At 69.3% G+C, this 25442-nt stretch carries 19 protein-coding genes; 11 read left to right on the top strand and 8 right to left on the bottom strand.

Annotation, left to right across the window (positions count from 1 at the left end; translation table 11 throughout):
- Positions 1-73 precede the first annotated feature (73 nt).
- Positions 74-1903: a CHASE domain-containing protein gene (locus tag G4D86_RS09770; protein WP_240360147.1), complete on the bottom strand. Its 1830-nt coding sequence runs from the start codon at positions 1901-1903 to the stop codon at positions 74-76.
- A gap of 196 nt (positions 1904-2099) precedes the next feature.
- On the opposite strand from G4D86_RS09770, the gene G4D86_RS09775 reads away from it, so the two are divergent.
- Positions 2100-3674, top strand: coding sequence for a phytoene desaturase family protein (locus tag G4D86_RS09775; protein ID WP_163991895.1), 1575 nt, complete (start codon positions 2100-2102; stop codon positions 3672-3674).
- 9 nt (positions 3675-3683) lie between these two features.
- Here the strand turns inward: G4D86_RS09775 and G4D86_RS09780 are convergent, their stop codons facing one another.
- Both G4D86_RS09780 and G4D86_RS52710 read right to left on the bottom strand, forming a co-directional pair.
- A complete protein-coding gene (locus G4D86_RS09780) occupies positions 3684-4277 on the bottom strand; it encodes a head protein (protein WP_163991897.1) in 594 nt (197 codons plus the stop codon).
- A complete protein-coding gene (locus G4D86_RS52710) occupies positions 4274-4912 on the bottom strand; it encodes a hypothetical protein (protein WP_163991899.1) in 639 nt (212 codons plus the stop codon). Before G4D86_RS52710 ends, G4D86_RS09780 begins: the two co-directional genes overlap by 4 nt.
- A gap of 151 nt (positions 4913-5063) precedes the next feature.
- Between G4D86_RS52710 and G4D86_RS09790 the strand changes: the two genes are divergently transcribed.
- A complete protein-coding gene (locus G4D86_RS09790; RefSeq protein WP_163991901.1) occupies positions 5064-5912 on the top strand; it encodes a hypothetical protein in 849 nt (282 codons plus the stop codon).
- Between the two features lie 43 nt (positions 5913-5955).
- Here G4D86_RS09790 and G4D86_RS09795 read toward each other — a convergent pair whose 3' ends face one another.
- Positions 5956-6786: an SDR family oxidoreductase gene (locus tag G4D86_RS09795; protein WP_163991902.1), complete on the bottom strand. Its 831-nt coding sequence runs from the start codon at positions 6784-6786 to the stop codon at positions 5956-5958.
- 113 nt (positions 6787-6899) lie between these two features.
- Here G4D86_RS09795 and G4D86_RS09800 point away from each other — a divergent pair, with 113 nt between their 5' ends.
- A complete protein-coding gene (locus tag G4D86_RS09800) occupies positions 6900-7811 on the top strand; it encodes a LysR family transcriptional regulator (RefSeq protein ID WP_163991904.1) in 912 nt (303 codons plus the stop codon).
- Between the two features lie 12 nt (positions 7812-7823).
- Here the strand turns inward: G4D86_RS09800 and G4D86_RS09805 are convergent, their stop codons facing one another.
- Entirely contained in the window at positions 7824-9599 is a 1776-nt protein-coding gene (locus tag G4D86_RS09805; RefSeq protein ID WP_163991906.1) for a methyl-accepting chemotaxis protein, read from the bottom strand.
- 310 nt (positions 9600-9909) lie between these two features.
- On the opposite strand from G4D86_RS09805, the gene G4D86_RS09810 reads away from it, so the two are divergent.
- From G4D86_RS09810 to G4D86_RS09825, 4 genes are all read left to right on the top strand, one after another.
- Complete coding sequence (locus G4D86_RS09810; protein ID WP_163991908.1) at positions 9910-11295, top strand: M57 family metalloprotease; 1386 nt, start codon at positions 9910-9912, stop codon at positions 11293-11295.
- Between the two features lie 105 nt (positions 11296-11400).
- On the top strand, positions 11401-11592 hold the full coding sequence (locus G4D86_RS09815) for a CsbD family protein (protein WP_163991909.1): 192 nt from the start codon (positions 11401-11403) through the stop codon (positions 11590-11592).
- A 797-nt stretch (positions 11593-12389) separates the two neighbouring features.
- The gene (locus tag G4D86_RS53750) at positions 12390-13328 is read left to right on the top strand and encodes a universal stress protein (RefSeq protein ID WP_163991911.1); all 939 of its coding nucleotides are present in this window, start codon (positions 12390-12392) and stop codon (positions 13326-13328) included.
- A gap of 35 nt (positions 13329-13363) precedes the next feature.
- Positions 13364-15220, top strand: coding sequence for an ABC transporter ATP-binding protein (locus G4D86_RS09825; protein WP_205519512.1), 1857 nt, complete (start codon positions 13364-13366; stop codon positions 15218-15220).
- A 4-nt stretch (positions 15221-15224) separates the two neighbouring features.
- On the opposite strand, the gene G4D86_RS09830 is transcribed toward G4D86_RS09825, so the two are convergent.
- A complete protein-coding gene (locus G4D86_RS09830; protein WP_205519513.1) occupies positions 15225-16031 on the bottom strand; it encodes a Uma2 family endonuclease in 807 nt (268 codons plus the stop codon).
- 178 nt (positions 16032-16209) lie between these two features.
- Between G4D86_RS09830 and G4D86_RS09835 the strand changes: the two genes are divergently transcribed.
- The 3 genes from G4D86_RS09835 (at position 16210) to G4D86_RS09845 (ending at position 21237) form a co-directional block, all read left to right on the top strand.
- Complete coding sequence (locus G4D86_RS09835; protein WP_163991915.1) at positions 16210-17784, top strand: ATP-binding protein; 1575 nt, start codon at positions 16210-16212, stop codon at positions 17782-17784.
- 121 nt (positions 17785-17905) lie between these two features.
- Positions 17906-18277, top strand: coding sequence for a DUSAM domain-containing protein (locus G4D86_RS09840; RefSeq protein WP_275899101.1), 372 nt, complete (start codon positions 17906-17908; stop codon positions 18275-18277).
- Between the two features lie 5 nt (positions 18278-18282).
- Positions 18283-21237, top strand: coding sequence for an NACHT domain-containing protein (locus G4D86_RS09845; RefSeq protein WP_163991919.1), 2955 nt, complete (start codon positions 18283-18285; stop codon positions 21235-21237).
- Between the two features lie 9 nt (positions 21238-21246).
- Here G4D86_RS09845 and G4D86_RS09850 read toward each other — a convergent pair whose 3' ends face one another.
- Together G4D86_RS09850 and G4D86_RS09855 are read right to left on the bottom strand one after the other, a co-directional pair.
- A complete protein-coding gene (locus G4D86_RS09850) occupies positions 21247-21591 on the bottom strand; it encodes a thioredoxin family protein (protein WP_163991921.1) in 345 nt (114 codons plus the stop codon).
- A 41-nt stretch (positions 21592-21632) separates the two neighbouring features.
- The gene (locus tag G4D86_RS09855; RefSeq protein WP_163991923.1) at positions 21633-23264 is read right to left on the bottom strand and encodes a CotH kinase family protein; all 1632 of its coding nucleotides are present in this window, start codon (positions 23262-23264) and stop codon (positions 21633-21635) included.
- Positions 23265-23660: 396 nt separating this feature from the next.
- Here G4D86_RS09855 and G4D86_RS09860 point away from each other — a divergent pair, with 396 nt between their 5' ends.
- Positions 23661-25229 (top strand): SMI1/KNR4 family protein, encoded by a 1569-nt coding sequence (locus G4D86_RS09860; protein WP_163991926.1) that lies wholly within the window; start codon positions 23661-23663, stop codon positions 25227-25229.
- The last annotated feature ends 213 nt before the right edge of the window (positions 25230-25442 follow it).

Raw genomic sequence — 25442 nt, forward strand, 5'->3', positions numbered from 1 at the left:
GTCCACCAGTGCCCAGTCAGTACCGGGTGTCTTCGCCATGCCGGGACGGGCGGTGTGGCCCGGCTCCCGCCGCTCAGTGCAGCGGCGCCCGGGGCGGCTCGGAAGCGGGAGCCGTGCCCTCCGCCTCCTCCCCCGGCCCCGTCACGGGCAGGCGCACGGTGAAGGTGGACCCCTGCCCGGGGAGGCTCACCACGGCGATGCTCCCCCCGAGCGCCTCCACGAGCTGCCGCGTGATGAAGAGCCCCAGCCCCAGTCCCCCGTAGTGCCGGCTCGACACCGCCCGCTCGAAGCGGTCGAAGATGCGCTCCGCGTCCTCCCGCGCAATCCCAATCCCCTGGTCCCGCACCTCCAGGAACGCCGCGCTCCCGTCACCGCGCACGCGCACGTCCACCGGCGCGCCCTGGCCGTACTTGAGCGCGTTGGAGACCAGGTTCGTCAGCACCTGCTCCAGTCGCAGCCGGTCCCACCGGCCCTGCACCGGCAGGGGCGCGTCCACCGTCAGCCGCACGCCCGCAGACTGCGCATCCGTCTCGAAGCGCCGCACCAGCTCGCGCGTCACCTCTCCCAACTCCAGCGCCTCCAGCCGCAGCTCCATGCGTCCGTGCATCAGCCGCGACACGTCCAGCAGGCTGTCCACCAGCTGCGACAGCCGCGTCGTCTGCCGCTCGCAGGACTCCACCCCGCGCTCCACCCGCTCCGCGTCCAGCGGCCCGGGCTGGCGCAGCTGCCGGTACAGCAGCTGGAGCTGGAGCTTGAGCGACGTGAGCGGCGTGCGCAGCTCGTGCGCGGCGACGCCGAGGAACTCGTCGCGCACCCGCACCGCCGTGCGTGCCTCGCTCGCCAGCCGCTGCTGCTCCGCGCTGGCGGCCTCGGCGGCGGCGCGGGCGTTGACCTGTGCGCGTGTCATCAGGAACAGGAGCAGCGTCACCAGCAGGCCGCTGATGAGCACCGTGCCCAGCTGCAGCTGGCTGTTCCGCTCGATGAAGGACTCCCGCGCGGCGAACACCAGCGTCCACCGCCGGCCGGCCACGGACAGCGGCACCTCCCGGTACAGGCCCAGCCGCGCCCCCTCCTCCCACGGCCCCTCCTGTCGCGAGGTGAAGAGCAGGGCCTCCGGGCCGGTCTCCGCGCCGTCATGAATCTCCAGGTCCACGGTGCCCTGGAAGCCCGGGAAGCGCAGGCCCTCCACCAGGTCCCCCATGCGGAACGGCGCATAGACGAAGCCCCGCAGGTGGGCCCGGCGGTCCTCGGGCGTGGTGGGCTGCGTGCCGTTGTAGACGGGCACGTAGATGAGGAAGCCCGCCTGGGCCCGGGTGTCCGCCTCGTCCTCCTGGACCAGCCGGACCTTCCCGCTGGCCGCCGGCAGCGCCGTCTCCATGGCCCGCCGCATGGCCTCCTGGCGGGTGGGCTCGGAGAACATGTCGAAGCCGATGGCGCGGCGGTTGCGCGCGTCGAGCGGCTCCAGGAAGACGATGGCGGTGTACTCCGCGCGCTCGCCCTCCGGCCACACGTGGTAGTCCGGGAGGCCCTCCGCGCCTACCTCGGCCTCGTGCGCCTCGAGCTCCCCGGGCCTCAGCCACTGCGAGAAGCCGATGCCCTGGATGCCGGGGTAGCGCCGGGGCAGCTCCAGGCTCTCCACGTAGGCGTGGAACTCGTCGCGCTCCACCTGCTGGCTGCTGCTGAACAGCCCGCGCGTGCCCAGCAGCATGGCCTGGTACATGTCCATGCGCTGCTGGAGCCCCAGCGTGCCCTCGCGGACGGCCTCGTCGAAGCGCCGGTTGCGCCGCTCGTCGATACCGCGCTGCACATACAGCGCGGCCACTCCTGTCACGGCCAGGCCGACCAGCAGCGCGCAGTACGCGGAGGCGTGACGGCGCAGGTGGGAAGACAGGAGGGCAGGCACGGTGTCGCGAAGAACACGAAGCGCGGGCCCCTGAATAGGGTCCACCAAGGCGATACACAGGATGCTAGGCGCCCGGGAGCCCCACTTCCCATACGGGCAGGTACGCATGTCCGGCAGGAGAAAGGGGCGGAGGGCGTCCGTCCGCCCGTGTACCGACAGGAGTGCAACCTCCCGGGCGTTCAGGCATCAATGCGTCATGGTGCGTCACGTCATCGTCGTGGGAGCCGGGCCCGGGGGGCTGTCGGCCGCCATCAACCTGGCCGGGCAGGGGCTGCGCGTCACCGTGGTGGAGAAGGACGCGGTGCCCGGGGGGCGGATGAAGGGGCTGAAGCTCGGCGCCGCGGGCGAGTACGCGCTCGACACCGGGCCGTCCATCCTCCAGCTCCCGGGCGTGCTGGAGCAGATCTTCCGGCGCGCGGGCCGGCGCATCGACGACTACGTGAAGCTGGTTCCCCTGGACGTGAACACGCGGGTGCACTTCTGGGACGGCACGCACCTGGACACGTCACGGGACATGGCGCGGATGGAGGGGGAGGTGGCGAAGTACGGCCCGGACAAGGCCGTGGCGCTGCGCCGGTGGATGGAGGAGGGGCGCGAGAAGTACGCCATCGCCTACGAGAAGTTCATCTGCACGAATGCGGGCAGCCTCGCGTACTACGCGCCGTGGCGGCTGGCGCCGACGCTGCGCTTCAAGCCGTGGCAGACGCTGTACCGGCAGCTCGACTCCTTCTTCCACGATGACCGGATTACGTACGCGCTGGCGTACCCGTCGAAGTACCTGGGGCTGCACCCGACGACGTGCTCGTCGGTGTTCAGCGTGATTCCGTTCCTGGAATTGGCCTTCGGCGTCTGGCACGTGGAGGGCGGCTTCCGCGAGCTGGCGCGGGGGATGATGCGCTGTGCGCAGGACCTGGGCGCCACCTTCCGCATGGGCACGGCGGTGGAGCAGGTGCGCGTGGAGGCGGGGCGGGCGGTGGGCGTGAAGCTGGCCAACGGCGAGGTGCTGGACGCGGACGCGGTGGTGGTGAACGCGGACCTGGCGTACGCGGCGACGAAGCTGCTGCCGGCCCAGGCGCGCGAGGGCTCGCGGCTGACGGACGCGGCGCTGGAGAAGGCGAAGTACTCGTGCAGCACGTTCATGGCGTACTACGGGCTGGACACGGTGTACTCGGACCTGCCGCACCACCTCATCTACCTGTCGGAGGCCGCGCGGCGCACGGACCGGGACGCGCTGGAGGACAGGCACGTGGACGTGGACGACCCGCCCTTCTACGTGTGCAACCCGTCGGTGACGGACGCGTCCGGTGCGCCGAAGGGGCACTCCACGCTGTATGTGCTGGTGCCCACGCCGAACACGGCGCGGGACGTGGACTGGGCCGCGACGGAGGCGAAGCTGCGCGAGCGCATCCCGGCGATGCTGGAGAAGGTGGGCCTGAAGGGTGTGCGGCAGCACATCCGCGAGGAGCGCTACTTCACGGCGGAGACGTGGCGGGACGACTTCAACGTGTTCCGCGGCGCGGTGTTCAACCTGTCGCACACGTGGCTGCAATTGGGGCCGCTGCGGCCGAAGGTGAAGAACCGCGATGTGGAGGGGCTCTACTGGGTGGGCGGAGGCACGCACCCGGGCAGCGGGCTGTTGACCATCATGGAGAGCGCCAACATCGCGGCGGACTACCTCACGCGCGAGGCCGGCAAGGGCCCGCTGCCGGGCTGGCCGTACGTGCCGCCGCTGGACGGGGACGATGCGGAGCCCCGGGCTCGCGCGGGCTGAAGCGTGGGGCTACTCGGGCTCCACGGTGTAGTTGATGGAGCCTGGGGGCGCGGCCCGTGAGAGCGGGTAGATGGCGCGGAGGCCGACCTTGTAGTGGTACGCGACGAGGTGGGGCTCGCCTGCAATCGTGATGATGACCTGGCGGGGTGGCTCGGGCTGGCTGTCGACCCAGGTCTTGGCCTCTTCCAGGGTGTCGAACGTGGCCAATGGTGGGGGGAGCCCTCCGTCAATCATCTCTCGGAGGTAGTACTCCAGCGAGCGGCCCCGAGGCAGATGGCGGTGCTTGAGAGCGTCGTCGCAGAAGACGTGGTGGTATTCGCCATCAATCAGCACCTTGGCGCCGCCCGGTGGGTTGGGGTGGCTCTTGAGCCAGGCTTCGGCACGCTCCTTCGTGTCGAACGTCGCGATGACGAGGGGGGGCGCGTCGTCCTTGATGCTCTCGCGATAGGCCTCGAAGTCGTGGAACTGGCCGGACTGCGAGATGAAGTCGAGCGCGTCCATGGCCGTACTGAGGTACTCCTTGTCTTCCTCGGACGTGGACTCCTCCCAGAGCCGTCCCAGGAGGTTCTGGACGCGAGAAGGAAATAGCCAGTCCTTGCTCACGGTGAGACCTCCGCCATCCAGGGCTCGGCGGCGGTCGCCGGCTCGGCCAGGAGTACGGCGGGCGCGAGGACGACGAGCCCCGCACCGGCGGAGAGCACCACGAAGGCGACGCCCGCCACGACAACCACGCTTCCCACCAGGACCGCCTTGCGGTTGCGCTTCAGCCAGTCCACCGCGCTGTCGATGGCCGCGAACTCCTGGGGCTTCAATCTCTGTAGCTCGATGCAGTCTTGATAGGGCTGCCTGCATTCCTTGTCACAGTGTTCCTTCTTCCCGCCCTTCTTTCGCCCGCCTGAGGTGATGTGCCCGTATCCCCGGGCGAGCGGGCGTGACATGCACTTGTCGAAGCACTCCCGGTTCTCCTCGTCGCAGTCCCGAGGACGGGCCACCACGGGCACGATGTTCCGGGGCCTATATCGCGAGCGAGACAGGGCCCTGTACTCAGCCAGGTTCACCTCTTCAGCGCGTTGCCAGGAATGGGTGACGGTGCCGTCGGGTAGTTCCCGGATGAAGAGCACGAAGCGGGTGAGCTCGCTGGCATTGGCTGGAGCGACGTAACGTGTGGTGCCGCAGGCCCCGAGAAGGACGCTGAGGAGTGTCGCCGTGACGCTTGTGGGCGTCGTGCTGCTTCGCATGAATGAGGGGCCGTTCCCGGTGGGGTTCGCCCCAGGCTAGCAGGCGCTCGGAACGGCGGGCTGATTGGCTGACGACCAGGCGACAGCCCGGTTGTATCGAGCGGGCAATGAGGGTGCGATGCTGACACCCTTCTCCAGAGGAGAAACACGCATGCCCTTCTTCATCCCATTCGCGATGGGTGGCCTGGTGCTGACGGCGCTGGGGCTCGGCGTGAAGCGGGTCCTGGAGGAGGGTGAACCCCGGACGCCCGAGGAGGCGAGGGTGCGCGGCGCACGCGCGCGCCACCGCGAGGCCCTGGCGACCCTCAAGGCGGCCCGGCTGCGCGTGAGGGACGGTGTCACGGCCTGGGGTGAGCTCCAGTCGCGCGCGCACGCGGAGGGCGTGGTGCCCTTCCGCGCGCTATTGGAACGGCTGGAGCGCTGGGAGCAAGCGCGCGAGGACGATGTCCTCGAGCCCGGCGCGCGAGAGGCGCTGCGGGCTCTCCCCATGGAGCCACTGCCGCGCGCCGCGAGGCGGCCGTGGCCGCTGCTGGGCGCGGGCACGGAAGCGCCTCCCGCCCTGGAACCCGTGCTGACGTGGCTGGATCGTGGCTGGCTGGACGAGGACGCGCCGCCGGTGGTGGTGGACGGCGCATCGCTGTTCGAGGCCGCGGCACCCTGGGCCGCCACCATGCCGGGCACGGAGCCGGACGCACGGGTCCGCGCGCTGGACGAGGCCGCAGGCGCACTGTCTCAAGCGACGGTGTTCCTCGGAGCCCTGCACGCGAAGCTGGAAGCGCGAACGACACGGATGGCCGGGGTGTACGGCCGGGCCTCGGCGCAGCTCGCGTACCTGGACCCGGCCAGCTTCGAAGAGGGCGGCCCGGAGCCACGCGAGCGACTGCGGCGGCTGGCCGAGCTGATGGGCGAGGTGGCCGTGCTGCTCCGCGCGCCGGTGCTGACGCCGGACGGGCGGCTCGCGCCGGAACTGCCCGGCGACAAGACCGCGACTCAGGCGTAGCGCATCACCCGTCGCGACACTTGACGCCCTCCGCTGACGTCCGTCACCGCCCGAACATGAACCGCGAGCGCATGAACGCGATGTACTCCGGCTCGGACGTCTCGCGGCGCGCTTTGACGAGGGGCTCGATGTCCTTCGTGGCCACGTAGCGCAACTGGTCCGTGCCATCGGTGGCGGCGCGGAAGATGACCTCCGCGACTTCCTCCGACGTCGCCAGCCGTCCCGCCCGGAGCCCCGCGAAGACAGTCTCCGCGCCAGCGAGGAACTTCGCATAGTCCTCGGGCGGCGCGGCCCGGGACGCCTCCGCGCCGCTCCGCTTCCCGAAGTCGGTGCTGAGCACGCCGCCCGGCTCGACAATCTTCACGACGATGTTCTGCGAGGCCAGCTCGTAGGAGAGCGCCTCGGAGAACCCCTCCAGGGCGAACTTGCTCGCGCAGTACGCCGAGCTCATGGGCAGCGCGAAGACGCCGGCCCCCGAGCTGATGTTGATGACGAGCCCGCTCCGCTGCTTCCGGAAGTGCGGCAGGACGGCCCGGGTGACGTCCATGACGCCGAAGACGTTGACGTCGAACTGCTCCTGCAGCTTCTCGCGAGACAGGCTCTCGAAGACGCCGAACAGGCCGAAGCCGGCGTTGTTGACCAGCGCGTCGATTCTTCCGAAGCGGGCGAGGCCCGCCGCGAGCGCCTGCTCGATGCTGCCGCGGTCCTGCACGTCGAGCCGCGTGACGAGCACGTTGTCCAGCCGGGCCAGCTCATCCCCCGCGTCGGGGGAGCGCATCGTCGCGATGACATTCCACCCTTCGCGGGCGAACAGGAGGGCGGCGGACCTGCCGAAGCCGGTCGAGGTGCCGGTGATGAGGACGGTCTTCTTCATGGGGTGCGCTTCGCTTTCGTCGATGGGACTTCGTGACGGAAGCGAAGGTAGCGTCCACGAATTGTTGAGACTATCAGCTCAAAGCAGGATGACTTGATGCAGGACTTCGAACAATGCGCAAAGCCGGTCTCCTCGAACTGAATGCCGTCGTGGCGGTGGCGCAGCACCGGAGCTTCCGTGCGGCGGCAGCCGAGCTGGGCCTCTCCCCGTCGGCGCTGAGCCACGCCATCTCCACGCTGGAGCAGCGGATGGGCGTGCGGCTCTTCAACCGCACGACGCGGAGCGTGGCCCTGTCGGAAGCGGGCGAGCGGTTCCTCTCTCTCGTCCGGCCGGCGCTCCGCGAGATTTCCGACGCCATGGAGGTCATCAACGAGTTCAAGGACAAGCCCACGGGCACGCTCCGCCTCAACACGTCCGAGGGCGCGGCGCGGCTCGTGGTGATGCCGCTGGTGACGGAGTTCCTCCGGCGCTACCCGGAGATGCAGGTCGAGCTCACCACCGAGGACCGGCTCATCGACATCGTCGCCGAGGGCTTCGACGCCGGGGTGCGGCTCGCGGAGGCGGTGCCCCAGGACATGGTCGCCGTCCCGTGCAGTCCGAAGGTGAGCTTCGCCGTCGTCGGCGCTCCGCGCTACTTCAAGGGCCGCACGCCGCCGGCCACGCCGGGAGACCTCCTCGCCCACAACTGCATCCGCCATCGGAGGCGCAGCGGTGGCTACTTCCGGTGGGAGTTCGAGAAGCGCGGCAAGGAGGTCGTCGTCGACGTCAAAGGCTCGCTGGCGCTCGACAACGACACCCTCATGCTCCAGGCCGCGCTGAAGGGCACGGGGCTGGCGTACGTGAGCGACTGGGCCGCGGCCGCGGACGTCGCGGCGGGGCGGCTGGTCCGTGTGCTCGAGGACTGGACGCCGTCCTATCCCGGCCTCTGCCTCTACTACCCCGGCCACCGCCACGTACCGGCGGGCCTGAAGGCCTTCATCGGCATCATCCGCGAGGCCCGCTCCCGTCGCGCGGAAGCGGACTGAGGGACTCGCGCTTCAGACGTACCGCTCCGCCAGTTGCGACACCTGCCCGGTGGCCTGGGTGACGGCGGTGGCGGCCTGCTGGGCGGTGTCCAGGTGGCGCAGCGTGTCCGTCGTCAGCTCGTCCAATTCGCGCACGGCGGCGAAGAGCTGGTCCACGCCCTGGTGTTGCTGGGCCACCGCCTCCGTAATCTGGCGCACCGCCGTCGCGGACTCCTGGGACAGCGCGGCCAGCTCGCGCAGCCGCTCGCCGCTGGTGCGCAGCGGGGCCAGCGCCGTCTCCACGCCCTCCGCGCCCCGGTCCGACATCGCCGTGGCCTGGTGCGTGGCGGTGGTCATGGTCTCCAGCATGCCGCGCACCTGGTTGGTGGCTTGAATCGACTGGTCCGCCAGGTCGCGCATCTGCCGCGCCACCACGCCAAAGCCCTTGCCGTGCTCGCCCGCGCGCGTGGCTTCAATCGCCGCGTTGATGGCGAGCATGTGCGACTGGTCCGCCAGCGCCTTCACCATCTCGGACACGCGGCCCACCTCACGGGCGCGCTGCTCCAAATCGAGCATCTGCTCGTGCAGGCCGGAGGCGATTTCGCGGATGGAGGCGAGCCCCTTCTCGGTGCCGGCCAGCGACTCCTCGCCCAGCTTGCCCACGGCGGCGGCGCGCTCGGCCACGCGGAGGATGCTGGTGGCGCGCGACGACGTGACGTGGGAGGCCTGCTGGATTTCCTGCGCGGTGGCGCGCGCCTGGTGCAGCGCCGCGGCCTGCCGTGACAGCGTCTGGTTCTGCTGGGTGCTGGCCTGTGACAGCCGGTGTCCGGCCACGGCCAGGTCCCCGGCGGAGGAGCGCAGCGAGCGCGGCAGCTCTTGGAGCCGCTGGTAGAGCTGCCATGTGTTGGCCGCGAGGTCCCCCAGCTCGTCCGAGGACACCCACTGCGGCGGCGCTGCGCGCCCGTCCACCAGCGCCTCCAGCGAGGCGCCCACCGCGCGCGAGCCCTTCGCCAGCCGGCGGGCCGCCCAGGCGGCGGTGATGATGGAGCCCAGCGCCGCGTAGCCGCCGAGCATCACCAACGGCACCACCAGATCCTCCTGGAGCGGGCGGACGGTGGCCTTCACGCGCTCCGCCGCGACCAGGTCACCGCGGGCCTTCATGTCGGACGCGAGCGCGCCCAGCCCGCGCTCCAGCCGCAGGTTCAGCGTGACGATGCTGGTGAGGCAGGTGACGAGCAGCGCGGAGACGACGGTGGCCGGCAGCAGCCAGAGCTGGCGCGGCGCGAAGCCGTCACCCGCGGGCCTCGCGGTGGGCGCCTGCCGGTAGGCGTCCAGCACCGTGGGCATCATCACCCGCTCGAAGGCCATGAACATCAGCGGGCAGCTGAAGAGGCCCGCGCTGACCGCCACCGCCACGCCCACGAAGACCACCGAGGCCGGCCTGTCCAGCAGCACCGCCACCCCGCCGTTGAACAGGATGCCGCCCACCGTCCACGACACCATCGCCTCGCCGAAGGCCAGCGTCGCGGGGATGCGGATCAGCCGCTGCACCCGGAGCGCGCCTTCCGAGCGCAGCGCGCGCCGCAGCAGCCACGGCGTCACCACCAGCGGCTGGGCCACCGCGCACAGCCCCAGCACCAGCGGGGTGATGACGCCCAGGAAGATGCGCAGCTCGCGCTCTCCCTCCAGCGCCAGCAGCTGCATGTCCACGTAGAGGGCCGGGGTGAAGGCCACGGTGGTGATGATGGACCGGAGCAGATACAGCCGCCGCAGCAGCGCGCCAGGGGTCGGGAGCGAGGTGGTCGACATCGAAGCTGAGACTCCGGGGTGGCAGTGACCCCAGCGTGCGGTGCGAAACGCCCTGCGTCAATGTCCGGGTTTACTACCCGTTAGAGCTGTTTCTCTCGGAATCGCAGGGCAATGGGGGCGGCGGGCCCCGCGGCCATCTCATTCCCTGAGCTGAAATACAAATTAAACATGAATTACCCGGCTGGTTCTGGAGTGCGCGCCGAGGGGATGGCTTGCTGCCGGCCGTGCTCCGGGAGGCGCCGCGACGAGCGGCCCGGAGCGCGCTGAACCCCGGGGCGCAGTGCCCCCCATTGAACAAAGGAAGGCATCCATGAAGCGGTCTTCGTACGAGGCCCCGCGCAACGCGCGTCTGCTGTGGGCGGCGGGCCTGGTGTCGCTGGGGCTGGTGGGCTGCGGTGAGGCGCTGGACGCGTCCGCGTCCGAGCGTCCCGAGTCGGTGCTCACCTATGAGGAGTTCCGCGCGCAGGCGTGGCGCGAGCCGGACTCGGACATCTACATCGTCGACGGTGACACGCCGGTGGTGGGCGAAGAGGGGCTGAGTGAGCTGTACCAGGACTACGTCCGGGACGCGCAGGGCGGCTCGGAGCCGGGCACGGAGCGCGCGCCGCTCATCGTCAACCGCGTCAACAACGCGGACGACCGCTGGGACTACCGGCGCCAGCGCAACGTCACGTACTGCGTGAGCACGGCCTTCGGCTCCAACTACAACACGGTGGTGCAGGCCATGGCACAGGCCACGGCCGCGTGGCAGCAGGTCAACGTGCGCTTCCAGCACCGGGGCGATCAGGACGGCGCCTGCAACGCCACCAACAACAATGTCATCTTCGACGTGCGTCCCGTGAGTGGCCAGCCGTACCTCGCGCGCGCCTTCTTCCCCGCCCAGGCCCGCGCCACCCGCAACGTGCTCATCGACGCGACGTCCTTCGGCAACAACGCGCCGTGGACGCTCACCGGCATCCTCCGTCATGAGCTGGGGCACACGCTCGGCTTCCGTCACGAGCACACCCGGCCCGAGGCGCGCACCTGCTTCGAGGACAACAACTGGCGCGCGCTGACGGCGTATGACGCCGCCTCGGTGATGCACTACCCGCAGTGCAATGGCTCCAACCGCGGGGACCTGAACCTCACCGGCGCGGACGTGAATGGCGCGTACTCACTCTACGGCCCGCTCGCGGACCGGGACGTCGACGTCGCGTTCTACCTCCTCAACCACTACGACCTCACCAACGCCTTCGGCGCCACGGGCTGGGACGCGGCGCGCAACCACTGGCTGGGCGCGGGCATCCCCGAGGGGCGGCGCGGCGCGTCCCACTTCGACGTGCGCTTCTACCTGGCCACCTACGGTGACCTCCAGGCGGCGTTCGGCCCGACGAACTGGGCGGCGGCGAGAGACCACTGGCTCAACGCGGGCATCTCCGAGGGCCGCCGCGGCTCGCTGGAGTTCGACGTGGGCTACTACCTGGCCGCCAACCCGGACCTCGCGGCGGCGTTCGGCACCAACTACGCCGCGGCGTTGGACCACTGGCGCACCGCGGGCCTCTACGAGGGCCGCCGCGCCTCCGCGGACTTCGACGTGCAGTACTACCTGGCCACCAACCCGGACGTGGCGGCGGCCTGGGGCGCGACCAACTACCCGGCTGCGCTGGAGCACTGGATTTTCGCCGGCCGCGCGGAAGGCCGTCGCGGCGCACCCTGACGTCCCACGCCCGGCAGGCAGGCGTGCGGGCCACCGTCGCCTGCACGCCGCCGCCCGGGTGCTCACTTTTCTGGAGCTGATGGCTTGAGCGAAAGGAGCCCGGACATGGGTGAGTGGACCGACAAGGCCAAGGGTCGCATCAAGGAAACCGCGGGTGTTGCCACTGGCGACCGTGAGCTGGAGGCCGAGGGCAAGAAGGACACGGCCAAGGGTGAAATCAAGGGCAAGGTCGAGGACGCGAAGCGCGTCATCAAGGATGCGCTGGACCCCGACAAGCCGCGCAGGGACGAGCCGTAGTCGCCTGCCGCATTGAAACCGAAGTGTGTTTGGTGTTGGTGCGGGCCGCGGGGAGGACTTCCTCCCGCGGCCCGTGTCGCATTCTAACGCTTGGTCACCGGCGGGCAGGCCACCTCGAGAAACGTGGTGGACTTCCCGCTGAGCATGACCCACAGACAACGCAGAACGCAGCTGGCACCGAACTCCCGGTAGATGAGCCCCAGGTTGGCGACCACCTCTCGTCCGGTGATGACCCCGCGCATTGGTACGACCCCCTTCTTCCTCTTCCCGTCCGACCCGCCGCCCACTGCACCGAGCGCCGCCGCCGCACCTCTTCTGCAAACCTTCGGCCGTGCTTCGTGTGGCCGTCCGGAGTCGCTCTGTCGCCCTTCGGACGTGCCAAGCACGCCAACCGCCGTTCGCCGATGCACGGCCAGCTGCGCCCAGGTGTGATACGCGCGCCCCGGCGCTGGAGATTTTTCAGGGTGCCCGTCCACAGCAAGACGCACGTGGCAGACCCGCGGTGAATCTCCGCGTCGCGCGCGGACGCATCGCGCCACGTTTCAGGGCGTGTCGGAAACTGTTCCCGTGACGCGTGGGGCCAACCTGCCCGGCCGCGCTGTCACCGACTCGGCGGGCCTCGTGGCACATCCGCCCGGCCGCCTGAATCTTCTGCCCACGGGGCCCTTCATGTCAGGGGTGCGGCGGCTGCTCGTGGAGCGGCGGCCCGCCCGAGGCCTCCCTCCGCGAGAACCGTTGTCACCCACGCGGGAGCGCGGACACTAAACAATTGAGGAAGGCGGAAGGAGGGACGTGAGATGAGAACCCAGGAGCTTTCACAGCGAGCCCTGCCCCTGCTGGCGGCGGGGCACTTTCGCGGCCAGCGCGGCGTGTCGCGGCTCATCGTCGGAACGGACTTCTCCCTGCGCTCCGAGTTCGCGCTCGCGCGGGCGCTGCGTCTGCCTTTGGGCCAGGGCGGCGTCTTCGCGGTGATGCACGCGGGGCCGCCACTGGATGGCCAGGACGGGCCCGCGGGCGCGGTGTCCGGGGAGCGCTGCCTGCGCAAGGCGGTGTCCTCCGTGTGCCGGCGGCTGCGGCACCGGGTGGACGTGGAGGTGCAGGAGGTGCTGCGCCTGGGCGACCCGGTGGAGGCAGCGAACGCCGTGTCGCGCGAGCTGGGGGCGGAGCTGGTGGTGCTGGGCCGGCCGCTGGTGACGTACCCGGTGCGGGAGCTGGCGGAGGACTCGATGGTGCGGCGCATGGTGCTGAGGCTGGGCGCCTCGGTGCTGGTGGTGGTGCCGCACCCGGTGCGGCCGTACGCGAGGCCGCTGGTGGCGGTGGACTTCTCGCGCGAGTCCCGGCGGGCGCTGGAGCTGACGCTGCGGCTGTGCCCTTCGCCCACGCCGGTGGACGTGCTGCACGTGGTGGACACGCGCGAGGAGGAAGCGGCGCTGCGCGCGTCGGGCGCGCCCGCGGAGCGGTGGTTGCTCCTCCGGCAGGAAGCGGAGCGCGGGGCGCGGGTGGCGCTCGGGCGGTTCCTCGCTCCCTACCGGGAGACGGGGCGCGAGCTGGAGGTGCGGGTGCGCAGCGGCGAGCCGGCAGAGGGCATCCTCGGCGAGGCGGCGGAGCGCGGCTCGGACGTGCTGGCGGTGGCCATGTCGGGCGCGGAGGCCCGCACGCCGCTGACGGAGCGGGTGCTGGCGCGGGCCGGCTGCGACGTGCTGGTGGCGAGACACACGACGCCAGCCTCCTCTTGAGCGCGGACGGCGGGTCCGCGTTATGAACGCGGACCGTGTCCCCTCGCCCGCCCGCTTCCCCTGTCCCGCCGTCCCTCCTGGCCCGCCTGAAGAGCACGGGCAGCCTCGTCCAGCAGCTCCCCGGCACCTTCCGCCTCTTCTGGCAGGCAAGCCCCCGCATGGCGGTGCTGCTGGGCGTGCTGACGCTGGTGGCGGCGGTGCTGCCCGCGGGCATCGCCTGGGTGGGGAAGCTGATTGTGGACACGGTGGTGGCGGCGGCGCAGGGCTCGCTGGAGGCGCGCTCGCGCGTCTACGGCCTGGTGGGGCTGGAGTTCGGGCTGATGCTGGGCTCGGCGGTGGTGGAGCGCGGGCTGAACCTGACGCGCGAGCTCTTGCGCGCCAACCTGGGCAACCTGCTCAACGAGCGGATTCTGCAGAAGGCGCTGGATTTGGAGCTGCGCCACTTCGAGGACTCCGAGACCTACGACAAGATGCAGAACGCGCGGCGCGAGGCGAACAGCCGGCCGCTGTCGTTGGTGATGGGGGCGTTCTCGATTGTGCGCAACGGAATCACCTTGGGCACCTTCGCGGCGCTGTTGGTAGCGCTGTCGCCGTGGAGCGTGGTGGTGCTGGTGGCGGCGTCGATTCCGGCGTTCATCGCCGAGGCGCGGCTGGCGGCGGAGGGCTTCCGGCTGTACTCGTGGCGGGCGCCGGAGGGGCGCAAGCTGAACTACCTGGAGTGGATTCTCACGCGGGACAGCCACGTGAAGGAGGTGAAGCTGTTCGGGTTGGGGCCGCTGGTGTTGGGGCGCTACCGGACGCTCTTCCAGAAGTTCTTCACGGAGGACCGGGCGCTGGCCTTCAAGCGGATGGCGTGGGGGTTGGGGCTGGGGTTGTTGTCGCTGGCGGCGTTCTACGCCTGCTACCTGTACGTGGCGGGGCGCGCGGCGGGCGGGGCGATTTCGGTGGGCGACATGGTGCTGTACCTGGGCGTGTTCCGTCAGGGGCAGGCGGCGTTCCAGGGCATCCTGACGAGCATCGGCTCCATGTACGAGGACGCGCTCTTCATGAGCAACCTCTTCACGTACCTGGACATCCCCACGGGCGGCGAGACGACGCGGGTGATGCCGGCGAAGTCACCGCCGCGCGGGCCCGGCAACGCGATTGAGTTCCGGGACGTGTCCTTCCGCTATCCGGGGAAGGATGCGTGGGCGCTCAAGGGCGTGAATCTGACGTTGAGGCCGGGGCAGAAGCTGGCGCTGGTGGGGGAGAACGGGGCGGGGAAGAGCACGCTGGTGAAGCTGCTGCTGCGCCTGTACGAGCCGTCGGAGGGGGAGATTCTCTACGGCGGGGTGAATCTGAAGGACATGGACGTGGAGGACCTGCGCAGCCGCTTCGGGGCGGTGTTCCAGGACTTCGTGCGCTACCAGTTCAACGTGGCGGAGAACATCGGGTTGGGGCACGTGCCGGCGCTGGAGGACCGGACGCGGATCGTGAAGGCGGCGGAGGAGGGTGGGGCGAGCACGGTGATTGCGGCGCTGCCGAACCAGTACGACACGATGCTGGGAGGCTGGTTCGAGAAGGGGCAGGAGCTGTCGTCGGGGCAGTGGCAGAAGCTGGCGGTGGCGCGAGCGTTCATGCGGGACGACGCGGAGGTGCTGATTCTGGACGAGCCGACGGCGAGCATCGACGCGGAAGCGGAGCATGCGCTGTTCGAGCGCTTCCAGGCGCTGGCGGCGGACCGGATTGCGATTGTGATTTCGCACCGCTTCTCCACGGTGCGCATGGCGGACCAGATTGCCGTGCTCCACAACGGGCAGGTGGAGGAGCTGGGGAGCCACGACGAGCTGATGGCGAAGGACGGGCGCTACGCGCACCTGTTCCGGCTGCAGGCGCGGGGGTACAGGGACTGAGGCTTCAGCGAGGCCCGCCGCGCAGCCGCTCCAGCTCGGCGAGGGCTTCGGCAAGACGGCGCTCGGCGTCCTCGCGGCGTTGGGTCTCTTCCGCGCGCAGGCGTGCCTCCTCGACGAGTTGCTGCTCCAGCTCGGCGCGGCTGGCCTCTCGTTGCTCCACCATTCGTTCGAGTCTGGCAATCGTCTCTCGTGAATCAGGCAGGGCCGCGCCGCCCTTGTAGAAGCGCAGTTGCTTCTGCTCGACCTGCAACTCCAGGCCAAGCACCTCTGAGCGGTAGGACCCATGCTGCGGGAGGATGGGACGATACGCGCGTCGGCCTTCCTCCAACCGCCAGCCACTCAGCCGCAGTCGGCCGAAGTCGAAGACGAAGTACTCACGGATGCCCAGCCGGGCGTAGCGCTCCACATTGCGCTCCAAGCGCTTTCGCCGTTCGCCCGTGCCATGCACCTCCAGTGCAAAGTCCACGCCCTTGCCCTCGGCGCTCACCATCCAGCGCATGCGCGATTGGGGCTCGACGTCCACCACGGCGATGACATCCGGGGCGAACAGGGGCTCACCCGGGTAGTGCACGGGAAGCTCGCAGGCCAGGTACACCTTGCGGCCAATGCGCGAGAAGAAGCTGCCGAGCACCTCACGGGCGCGTGACCTGGCTTCGTAGTGAGGGTCGCCCTCGGGGGGAGTCGCCTCGGAGACAGGGAACTCGAAGGGCAGGCTGTCAACGACCTGGGCTCGTTCCTCGGGCGAAAGCTGCTCCCAGATTTCCTGAGGCGGCGCGCGCGGGTCATCCGGATTGATGCGGTAGGGAGACATGAGGCCGACCCTGAGAGTAGGGCGTCCAGCAGAAGTGGCCAAGAGCCCTGATAGAGGTGTTTCGCCTGGTATGCGGCCGACCGCCGCAGAGTGAGTGGACTCGTCAACAGGCACAGTGCGGAACCTGCCAGCCCCGTGCTTCCTTGCGCTGACTCTCTGCTCGGTGCAGGTTGTGTCCATGCCGCGCCGCTTCAACATCGCGGGCCCCTGCCGTCCGGATTGGCACTACATGATTCCCGCCGAGCGCCGACTTCCCGAGGCGCCGGGGCTGGTCGAGCAGCTCGGCTACTTCATGGTCCGCGCGCCCCGGCAGACGGGGAAGACGACGGCGCTCCGGGCTCTGGCGGAGCAGCTGACTGCCTCCAGCCGCTACGCCGCGCTCTACTTCTCCTGCGAGGTCGGTGAGGCAGCCGGTGACGACTTCGGTGAGGCGCAGCGGGCCATCTTGGCGAACCTGCGTCTCGGTGCCGGGCACTTCCTTCCGCCCGAGCTCCAGCCGCCTCCCTTCCCTGAAGCTCCCGACAGCCTGCTCCTGGGCACGGCGCTGTCAGCCTGGGCGAGCGTCTGTCCGCGCCCGCTGGTGCTGTTCCTCGATGAGATTGATGCTTTGCGAGGGCAGAGCCTCATCAGCGTGCTGCGTCAGTTGCGGAGCGGTTTCCCCAACAGGCCCCACGCCTTCCCCGCGTCCGTCGTCCTGTGTGGTCTGCGGGATGTTCGCGACTACAAGGCCGCCAGCGGAGGCGATGCCGACCGGCTCGGCACCGCGAGTCCCTTCAACATCAAGCTCGCCTCGCTCCGGTTGGGGGACTTCGACGCGGAGGAAGTGGCGGAGCTGTATCGACAGCACACCGCGGACACCGGCCAGGTCTTCACCGAGCCGGCGATGGCGCGTGCCTTCGAGCTGACCGCCGGCCAGCCCTGGCTCGTCAATGCCCTCGCCCGGGAAGTCATCGAGGAGCTGCGGGTGCCCGTGGGTGAGCCCATCACCGGCGAGCATGTGGAGTCCGCCAAGGAGCGGCTCATCTACACGCGGGTCACGCATCTCGACTCGCTGGTGGCGCGCCTGCACGAGCCGCGCATCCGCCGAGTGCTCGAGCCCGTGCTCGCGGGAACGCTGACATCTGGAGACAGCTACCAGGATGACGTGCAGTACGCGCGGGACCTGGGGCTGCTCGCGCCGGACAACCCGGTGCGAATCGCGAATCCCATCTACCGCGAGGTGATTGCCCGGGTGCTCGCGGGAGACGCCGAACTGCAGGTGCAGGCCGAGCCGCGCAGCTTCGTCCTGCCGGACGGCCGGCTGGACTTCGACCGGCTGCTGCGCGAGTTCGCCGCCTTCTGGCGCGAGCACGGAGAGGTGCTGACCGCCGGACTCTCGTACCACGAGGTCGCGCCGCAACTGGTGCTCATGGCCTTCCTCCACCGGGTCGTCAACGGCGGCGGCTTCGTGGACCGGGAGTACGGCGTGGGCCGGGGCCGCATCGACCTGCTGGTGCGCTGGCCCTATACCGAGGCTGGCCAGCGCCGCTGGCAGCGCCAGGCGATGGAGCTGAAGGTGTGGCGGGACGGGGAGAAGGACCCGCTGGCGAAGGGGCTCGCCCAGCTCGATGAGTACCTGGAGCGGCTGAGCCTCGACACGGGCGTACTCGTCATCTTCGACCGGCGCAGGGAGGCGGGGGACGCCGACTCACGCACGCGCTTCGAGCAGGCGCAGGCGCCCTCGGGCCGTAAGGTCACCGTGCTGCGGGCGTGAGTCGCACCTGACTCCATCGCTGTCTGTCCATCACGGGTGGACTGTGTCTGTGCATTCTCGCGTTAGGCTGCTGGCGCCATATTGGCAAGCCGCTGGGGTGCTGGCTTCACCGGGGGGCAAAGTGAGACCGCGAGTACCTGCATGGGAAAACGTCATTGAGATGGAGCGGTGGATCTCTCCGGAAGGCAGGCTGGAGCTTCCCGGTGAGGACCGCGCGCAGGTGCAATCCGTCGCGCTGCAGATGACGATTGCCGAGGCGGAGGTCTACACCTCCTTGCGGACGCCCGAGGGTACAGCGGCGCTGGTGCGGGAAGTCCATCGCCGGGTCAGGGAAGGCGGGAAGCGGTACTCCAGTACGCTCGCTGATGTGCGCGACCTCCAAGAGGCGGGAGACGCCGATGGCGCGCGCAAGGTGCTGGCGGAGTACATCGCGAGCGAGCCCATTCCCCGTTACCGGGAGTGGGCCGAGACGGAGCTGAAGGAGCTGGAGTGAGGGGGATGTCCATGTTCGACGCGCTCGGTTCCATCAAGGTCCTCAGCAAGCTGCTGCAGATGGGGATGGCCGCATGGGATGCCTTCAAGGAAGAGGGCATCAGCAGCAAGGAAATCACTGCGATACGTCTGGCGACGGACCTGCTGGGAGACCTGGGAGGAAAGAGCTCCGGGCAGCTCTCGGACATGGCGGCCCTGCACTTCGGCGTCATCACGCAGTGCTTCGGCCATGCGCTCGGACGGCAGTGGGCGTTCAACAAGCAGTTGGTGCCTCGTGGGTTCCGGCGCTTCATGGGCAGGGAGCAGCGTGAGCGGGCGGAGGAGATTGACCTCCGAGTGAAGCTCGCCGTCGGTTCGCTTCCGAAGTTCGGGGGCCCCTCCCTGTTACAGCCGGGAGACCTGCCCGCGAGCGTGGCGGGCGTGAGGGACGCAGCCGTCATCGACGAGCCCCTCGCGACTCCGTACTACCGGGCGCTCTGGGAGGCCTTCTCCAACCCGAAGCTCGACGAGGGGGACGAAGGAAGAATCCCGCTGCTCGACTTGGAGAAGGGACGGCTGGCGTTCGAGCGTGACTTCCTCCTCGCCTATCAGCAGGTGCTGGCGTCTCCAGAAGGTCAGAAGCTTCAGCAGTATGTGGCCGGCGTGGCTGGCGATTACCGCGCACGCATGCTGCGCGAGCTGCTCCTGCGGGACATGGCCGAATGGGGCGAGCGCCATACCTTCGGCAATCTGGAGCGGCGTGACAGGTCCGCGGATGACCCCATTCCGTTCATGCCGCTCGCGAAGATGTACGTCGAGCCTGACGCCTGCCTCGCGAAGAAGGTGCGGCGGGAAAACGAGCCACGGGAGCCGGTGCTCGCCCTGATTGAACAGTGGCTCGGCGCTTCGAAGACGAATGTCGTCGTTGTCCGTGCAGACTTTGGAATGGGGAAGTCACTCACTGCGCGGTCGCTGGCGCAGCGGCTCGCTCAGAGGTACCTGGACGCACGAACCCCGTCCCCAGAAATGGAGATACCGGTCTTCATCCGGTGCGCCGAAGACTTGACCGAGGAAGGATTTGATCTCGACGAGTTCGTGCGTAGAGCGTGGAAGCGTGAAGCCGGCGAGCTGGATTTGAAGTTGAAGCTCGACGACCCCGCCCTCGCATCCCCAAACCGTACCCAGCGAGCCCTCTTCATTCTCGACGGACTGGACGAGGTCATCCTCGGGGAGCGACGGCTGGAGTCGTTCTTCCTGCGCATCAAGGACGAGGCTTCGGAGCACCACCGCTTCATCATCTTCTCTCGTCCGGGGGCCCTTCCCGCGGAGCAGGAACTGCAAGGCATTCCGGTACTCGAGATCCTGCCGTGGACCGAACCCCAGCTTGCCTCGTGGCTCGAAGCATGGCGCGGCTTGAACGGAGGTGAAGGGCCGACGCCTCAAGAGCTGGAGTCGAAGCAACTGGCCGAGTTGGCCAGGACCCCCATTCTCCTCTTCATGGTCGCGCAGACCTGGAAGGGCCAGCCCCGTGAAGTTGGCACAAGCCGCGCCGCCCTTTACGAGGAGTTCTTCTGGCAGATCGCGCGGGGAAAACATGAGGCGGACCGCAGGCATCATAAGAACGTCTACGAGGCGTCCGCCGAGCTTCATCGACACTTGATGGGTAGAGGGATGGTGGCGCAGGGGACCGAGCCGCCGGATGCTATGCTCTGGCTCATGAGCCGAGTGGCCTGGGAGGCCACGAAGCTCGATCAGCGTCAGATGATTGAGCCCTCGCGGAAGCCGGAAGTGCTCACGAAGCACGGCATCACGAGCCTTCTCGTCCATGAGTTGCAGGTGGATGGTAGTGCGTCCGAGACCACCGAAGCGATCCAGGTGGGATTGCTCCTGACGCTCCAGGCCCACTTGCGCTCCGGGGCCGCAAGCCAGCTTCTCTTTGGCCACAAGTCCTTCCGCGAGTTCCTGGTGGCGCGCTACTGGGCGGACAGGCTGAAGACAATTGCCCGTGCGACCTCACGGAGTTGGGAGGACATCGAGGCTCCGTTGCTGGGAGGAAGGCTACTCAGCCGCGAGGATCGAACGTTTGAGTTCCTGCTGGAGATGCTGGACGGAGAGCCGCATCCACGACGTTCGGCGGCTCCCTTCAGCTTGAGCGAATCCGAGCGTCGCTCCCTGTTGGACTGGGCCCAGGCACGTTTCGAGTCGGAAGAGCCCGAGGTACCGACAGACTACGCTCGCGGCGGACGTAGTCGTGAGTTGTCACTGCGAGAGGACAGGCGGCCCTGGCTGCGCGAAGCGGTGCTAGCCATCGGGAGCTCTCTCCGGGGCAGCCCCGGCATGAAGCAGCGTGACAAGCTGACCATGAGGTCGATGCTCGCCTGGTTTTGGCTGATGCGTATCGGGCCCATCATCTGCGCGCGTAAGGCGTACCTCGTGGGGGCCTCGATGCCGGATCAAACAATTCGAGGCGCTGACTTCAGCGAAGCTAACCTGCAGGAGGCCGACTTCTCACGGACCACCTTGAGGTCGGGGAGTAATCCGTCCGCGGAAACCCCCTTCACAAATTTCTCTCGAGCCATTCTCGACCGAGCCCGGTTGATAAACGCCGACCTGTCAGAATGCTACTTCGACGAGACCTCCCTACGAGGTGCACTGCTCATTGGGTCGGGGATCCGCGGCTCACTTTTCGCTGAGGCAAAGCTCGACGACGCGATGATGCAGCAGGTAGATGGGGTTGACGCGACGTTCGATAGGGCGAGCCTGACTGCCGCCAACTTGAACGGGGCTCGGCTGAGGGGGGCATCGTTCGTAGGTGCCAACCTGAAGGGAGCTTCATTGCAAGCGGCCCAGTTGCATGGCGTCAACTTCAGGGATGCGGTGCTTGAAGGCGCCTCGCTACACGCGGCCGGTTACGATGATGAGACCCGTTGGCCTGACGGCTTCGACCCCGTCGCCGCCGGGGCCGTGCGTGACACAAACTAAAACGTCGGCTCACGCCTTCGGCAAATGGTCCCTCACCACGCCGAGCCAGTACTCCTTCCCGTAGTACTGGCTCATCTTCCCGAGCAGCTTCCCGTCGCGGAACAGCAGGAACGTCGGAATCCCGAAGAGGCCGAAGCGCTTCGCCAGGTCCTCGTACTGGTACGCGTTCACCTTCACCACGCGCATCGGCGCGCCGTCGAGCTCCGACAGCAGCATGGGCTCGGCGGCCGCGTAGATGTCGCAGTTCGGGCAGCCGTCGCCCCAGAAGTCCACCACAACCAGCTCGCCCTTCGGCTCCATGACCAGCTGGTCGAAGTTCTCCGCCGTCCCCTCGTAGCTCACGGGATGTGCCATGGCGTCCTGCCTAACGGTCTCTCACTCCGCCTTCAACCTGCTCACGGAGCTCGCCGCTCGAAGTCCTCGCTGGCTCCGCCGCTCTTGCGCCCGTACACCGTGCCAGCGGGCAGCGGCCCGTACCAGACCGCGTCCTCCGGCCCGTGCAGCACCGGCCTTCCCGTCGCCTCCGAGCGCCGCGCCCCGTCGAACACCCCCACCTCGCCCCCGTCGCTCGACAGCGTGAAGGGCGGGTGCAGCCGCACCGCCTGCCCCGGCCCCAGCGTGCCCGCCTCCAGCCGGTGCCGCGCCGTCGCCCGCAGGTCGTTCGTCACCTCGTAGCTCCCCAGCTCCAGCGCCTGGGTGCCACGGTTGTACAGCTCCACGTACCCCGCGCCTCCCGTCGTCACCTCGCGGATGACCAGCGGCCCGCCCCCGTGTGCCCTCAGCGCCTCCAGCTCCTTCGCCAGGTACCCACGCCTTCCGCGCACGTAGTCCTGGAGGAACCGACGCGCGCGCTGCACGTGCTCGGCGGACGCGTACGGGTCGTTCTTCAGCTCTGGCTCCACCACCGTCCACAGCGCGTCGATATGGGCCAGGGCCTGCTCCTCGGAGAACGGCCCCGCGAGCGCCGCCTCCAGCTTCGCGAGCACCCGCGCCCGCAGCGCCGGCCGGTCCCACACGCGCGTGGCGAGCACGCTCCACGTGGGCCGCTGCTCGGGCCGCGCCGCCACGCGCGTCTCGAACAGGTCCTGCACCTCCGGGTCATACAGCGTGAAGGACTGCGGCCACCGGTCCACCACGGGCCCGGCCTCCGGACTCCTCGTGCGCCAGTAGAGCATCCGCGCGTTGTTCAAATCCCACGGCACGTACGTCCACCGGTCCGCGTGCAGCGCATGCACCCAGTAGCCGCGCGAGTCCTCGATGAGCGTGTTCGAGATGAGCGCGTCCGCCGCGAGGTTGCCCAGGTACGCCTCCACGTCCACCCGGCGCTCCAACTCCTCCTCGAAACGCGTGTCGTCGCTCCGGTTCACCCAGTCCAGGAACGCGGTCAGGTCCTCGCGGCCGGTGTCCTCGTTCGTCTTCTTCTCGAAGCTGCCCTGGTACGGGCCGGGCCCGAGCGTCAGCTCGCAGTTGCGGTGGCCGCAGCGGTAGATGGACGCGTCGCGCTCGTGGCCGTGGAGCTTCAGCCAGTCCTTCCCCACGTGCTCCATGTCCAGGTAGAGCCCCTGGGGCTCGCCATTCACGTGGACCCGCGCGTAGCGGGCGCTCGGCACCGGCAGCCCGAGCGCCTGGTACAGGTCCACCGCGAACTTCTCCGTCAACTTTCCGCCGTCGAGCCAGCTCGCGAGCAGCTCGAAGTGGTCCCGGTCCTCCAATTCCTGTCCCGGGTCCAGCTCGATTTTGTAGCTCTTCTGCGGCAAGTCCCGCGTGCTCGCGCCCCGGTAGCGCACGCGCCCCGTCGCCCTCACGCCTTCCAGCATCACCGTGCAGGGAACGGACGCGTCGGAGGTCGGGTCCGCCTCCAGCTTCTGCATGTCGGCCGGAGCCACCTCCAGCGCGAAGGTCGGCACGCTCGACTGCACCGTCGGGTACGGGTCCACGGGCCCGGGTGGTGGGCTCGCGGGGGCTCCCGGCCCGCACGCCAGCAGGCCCACGAGTCCCGCCACCCACCATCCCGCTCCACGACCCATGTTGCCTCCGCGCACGGCTGGCGGAGGCTATGCACTGTCCTGGAGATTGCCCGCCCTTCCTCCAGGCTCGGTCGGAGGCAGGGCGGCCGGCCTGGGGAGGCCCCATTCCGAGGCCCGGTGGATCAGGTGTGTCGCGGGGCCACGGTGCGCCGGGCAGCGTGCCGGGCCGGTGCCCGTCCCATGAGGGCTGAAGCCGGGCCCGTCCTCCGTGGGAGGTAGGGATGGGGAGGCCGCGCGCCAGGGGTTTTGCCTATATCCGCTCGGGAGGCATCACGGTGTCAGCCCGTGGGGGTTGGATCATCTGTGGCGGGCTGTCATCAAAAGCCAACACCCGCACTGCGCAGGAGGGCACAGCCGCCGTAAGGTTGTGTCACTGCTGGATGTCGTGGAGGGGTCATGCACGAGTGGTTGGAGGCACTGCGGAAGTCGGCGAAGGCATCGTCACCCGGTGTCCCCGCGGAAGAGGTCCGCCGGGCGGAGACGGAGTGCGGCGTCCCATTCCCCGAGGAGCTGGGTGCCCTCTATCAGGCCCTCAATGGCGGGGAGCTCAACGGTGACGTGCACCTGTTCCAACTGCACGGGCCGGAAGGGTCCGCGAGTGTCCTGGAGAAGTCCCGGCTCAAGCTGGTGGGCCTGCCCGCGGCGGGCGTGTGGCGCATCGGCCTGAAGGGGCTCCACCGTCACCTGTTCACCGCGCGCAAGTCCGCGATGGTCGAGCAGGGGGACGGGGGAGGGCCGCTGCCCGGCTGGATGGACCCGCTCGGTGACGAGGACTGGGTGTACGGCACGTGGGACGGCGAGAAGCAGGAGCTGCGGCTGTACCGCACGCTGAAGGACATGCTCGACGTGCTGGTGCCGCCCGCGGAGGTGGAGAGCTTCGGTGAGCGCACGTTCGCTCGCGCGATGAACGCCGTGCTGCAGGGGGCGCTGTCCGGTGCGGAGGCGGACGAGGAGGAGGGCAGCGAGGCCGACAGTGCCGCGACGGAGGCTGAAGCGGTCGAAGCGGCCGAGGCGGAGGACCTGGGCGAGGAGGTTCGCGAGCTCGCGTACGAGTACGACGATGACTCGCGCCGCAGGCGCGACGAGGAGCGGCCCTTCGCTGGGAAGAAGCCCAAGCCGGAGCCCAAGAAGCCGGCGCGCCCGGTAGGGATGGGCGCCAGCAAGGCGAAGGAGAAGCCCGTGGGGCGCGCGGAGCCCCGGTCCCCGGACACCGGAGGGGCGGGAGTCCTGCTCCCTCGAGCCGCGAGCGGGACGGGTGAGGCCACGGCGCCCGCGGCGGGTGACGCGGGGGCAGCCGGGGGGACGGAGACCGCTGGAGCCGAGACTCCCGCTGCCGCGCCCGCGCCGAAGAAGGCCGCGAAGAAGGCCCGCGCCGAAGCGGCTCCCGCCACGGAGGCTCCTGGAGAGCCCGCTGCCGCACCTGTGGCCCCCGAGGTGAAGGGGGCTGAGGTGATTGCCGCCGCGAAGAAGAGGGTGGCGAAGAAGGCGGTTACGGAGCCCACCGTCACCGCGCCTCCCGCCGTGACACTGGCTCCGACGGAGCGTCCCGCCGCGAAGAAGGCGGCCGCCGGGAAGCCCGTGGCCGCTAAGAAGGCTGCCGCCGCACCTGCCTCCAAGCAGCCCGCTGCGGCGAAGAAGGCTCCCGCGAAGAAGGCTGCCGCCAAGAAGGCAGCGGCGGCAACGAAGCCCGTCGCGAAGAAGGGAGCAGCGGCGAAGAAGCCCGTCGCGAAGAAGGCTCCCGCGAAGAAGGCCGCCGCGAAGAAGGCTCCCGCGAAGAAGGCCGCCGCGAAGAAGGCCGCCGCGAAGAAGGCTCCTGTGAAGAAGGGAGCAGCGGCGAAGAAGGTCGCCGCGAAGAAGGTCGCCGCGAAGAAGGCTCCCGCGAAGAAAGCGGCCGCGAAGAAGGCGCCCGTCCGCAAGGGAGCCGCGAAGAAGGCCGCCGCGAAGAAGGGGACTCGCGGTCGTTGAACGAAATAGCAGGGGCCGGGCGCTGCGGTGAGGCCCGGCCTCGCATCCCAGGCCGGGCGTCGCGATGAGGCTTGGCCTCGCATCGTGGCTCCGGCGGCCCAATGAAGCCCGGCCCCGGCCTCGCTTCACTGCTCCCGAGCAGGACGCGAAAGAGGCCGGGCACCCCATCGGTGCTCGGCCCCACCCAAAGCCCTCACATCACCAGCGCCTGGC

Origin of the sequence: Pyxidicoccus caerfyrddinensis, assembly GCF_010894405.1 — a bacterium.
Classification (GTDB): domain Bacteria; phylum Myxococcota; class Myxococcia; order Myxococcales; family Myxococcaceae; genus Myxococcus; species Myxococcus caerfyrddinensis.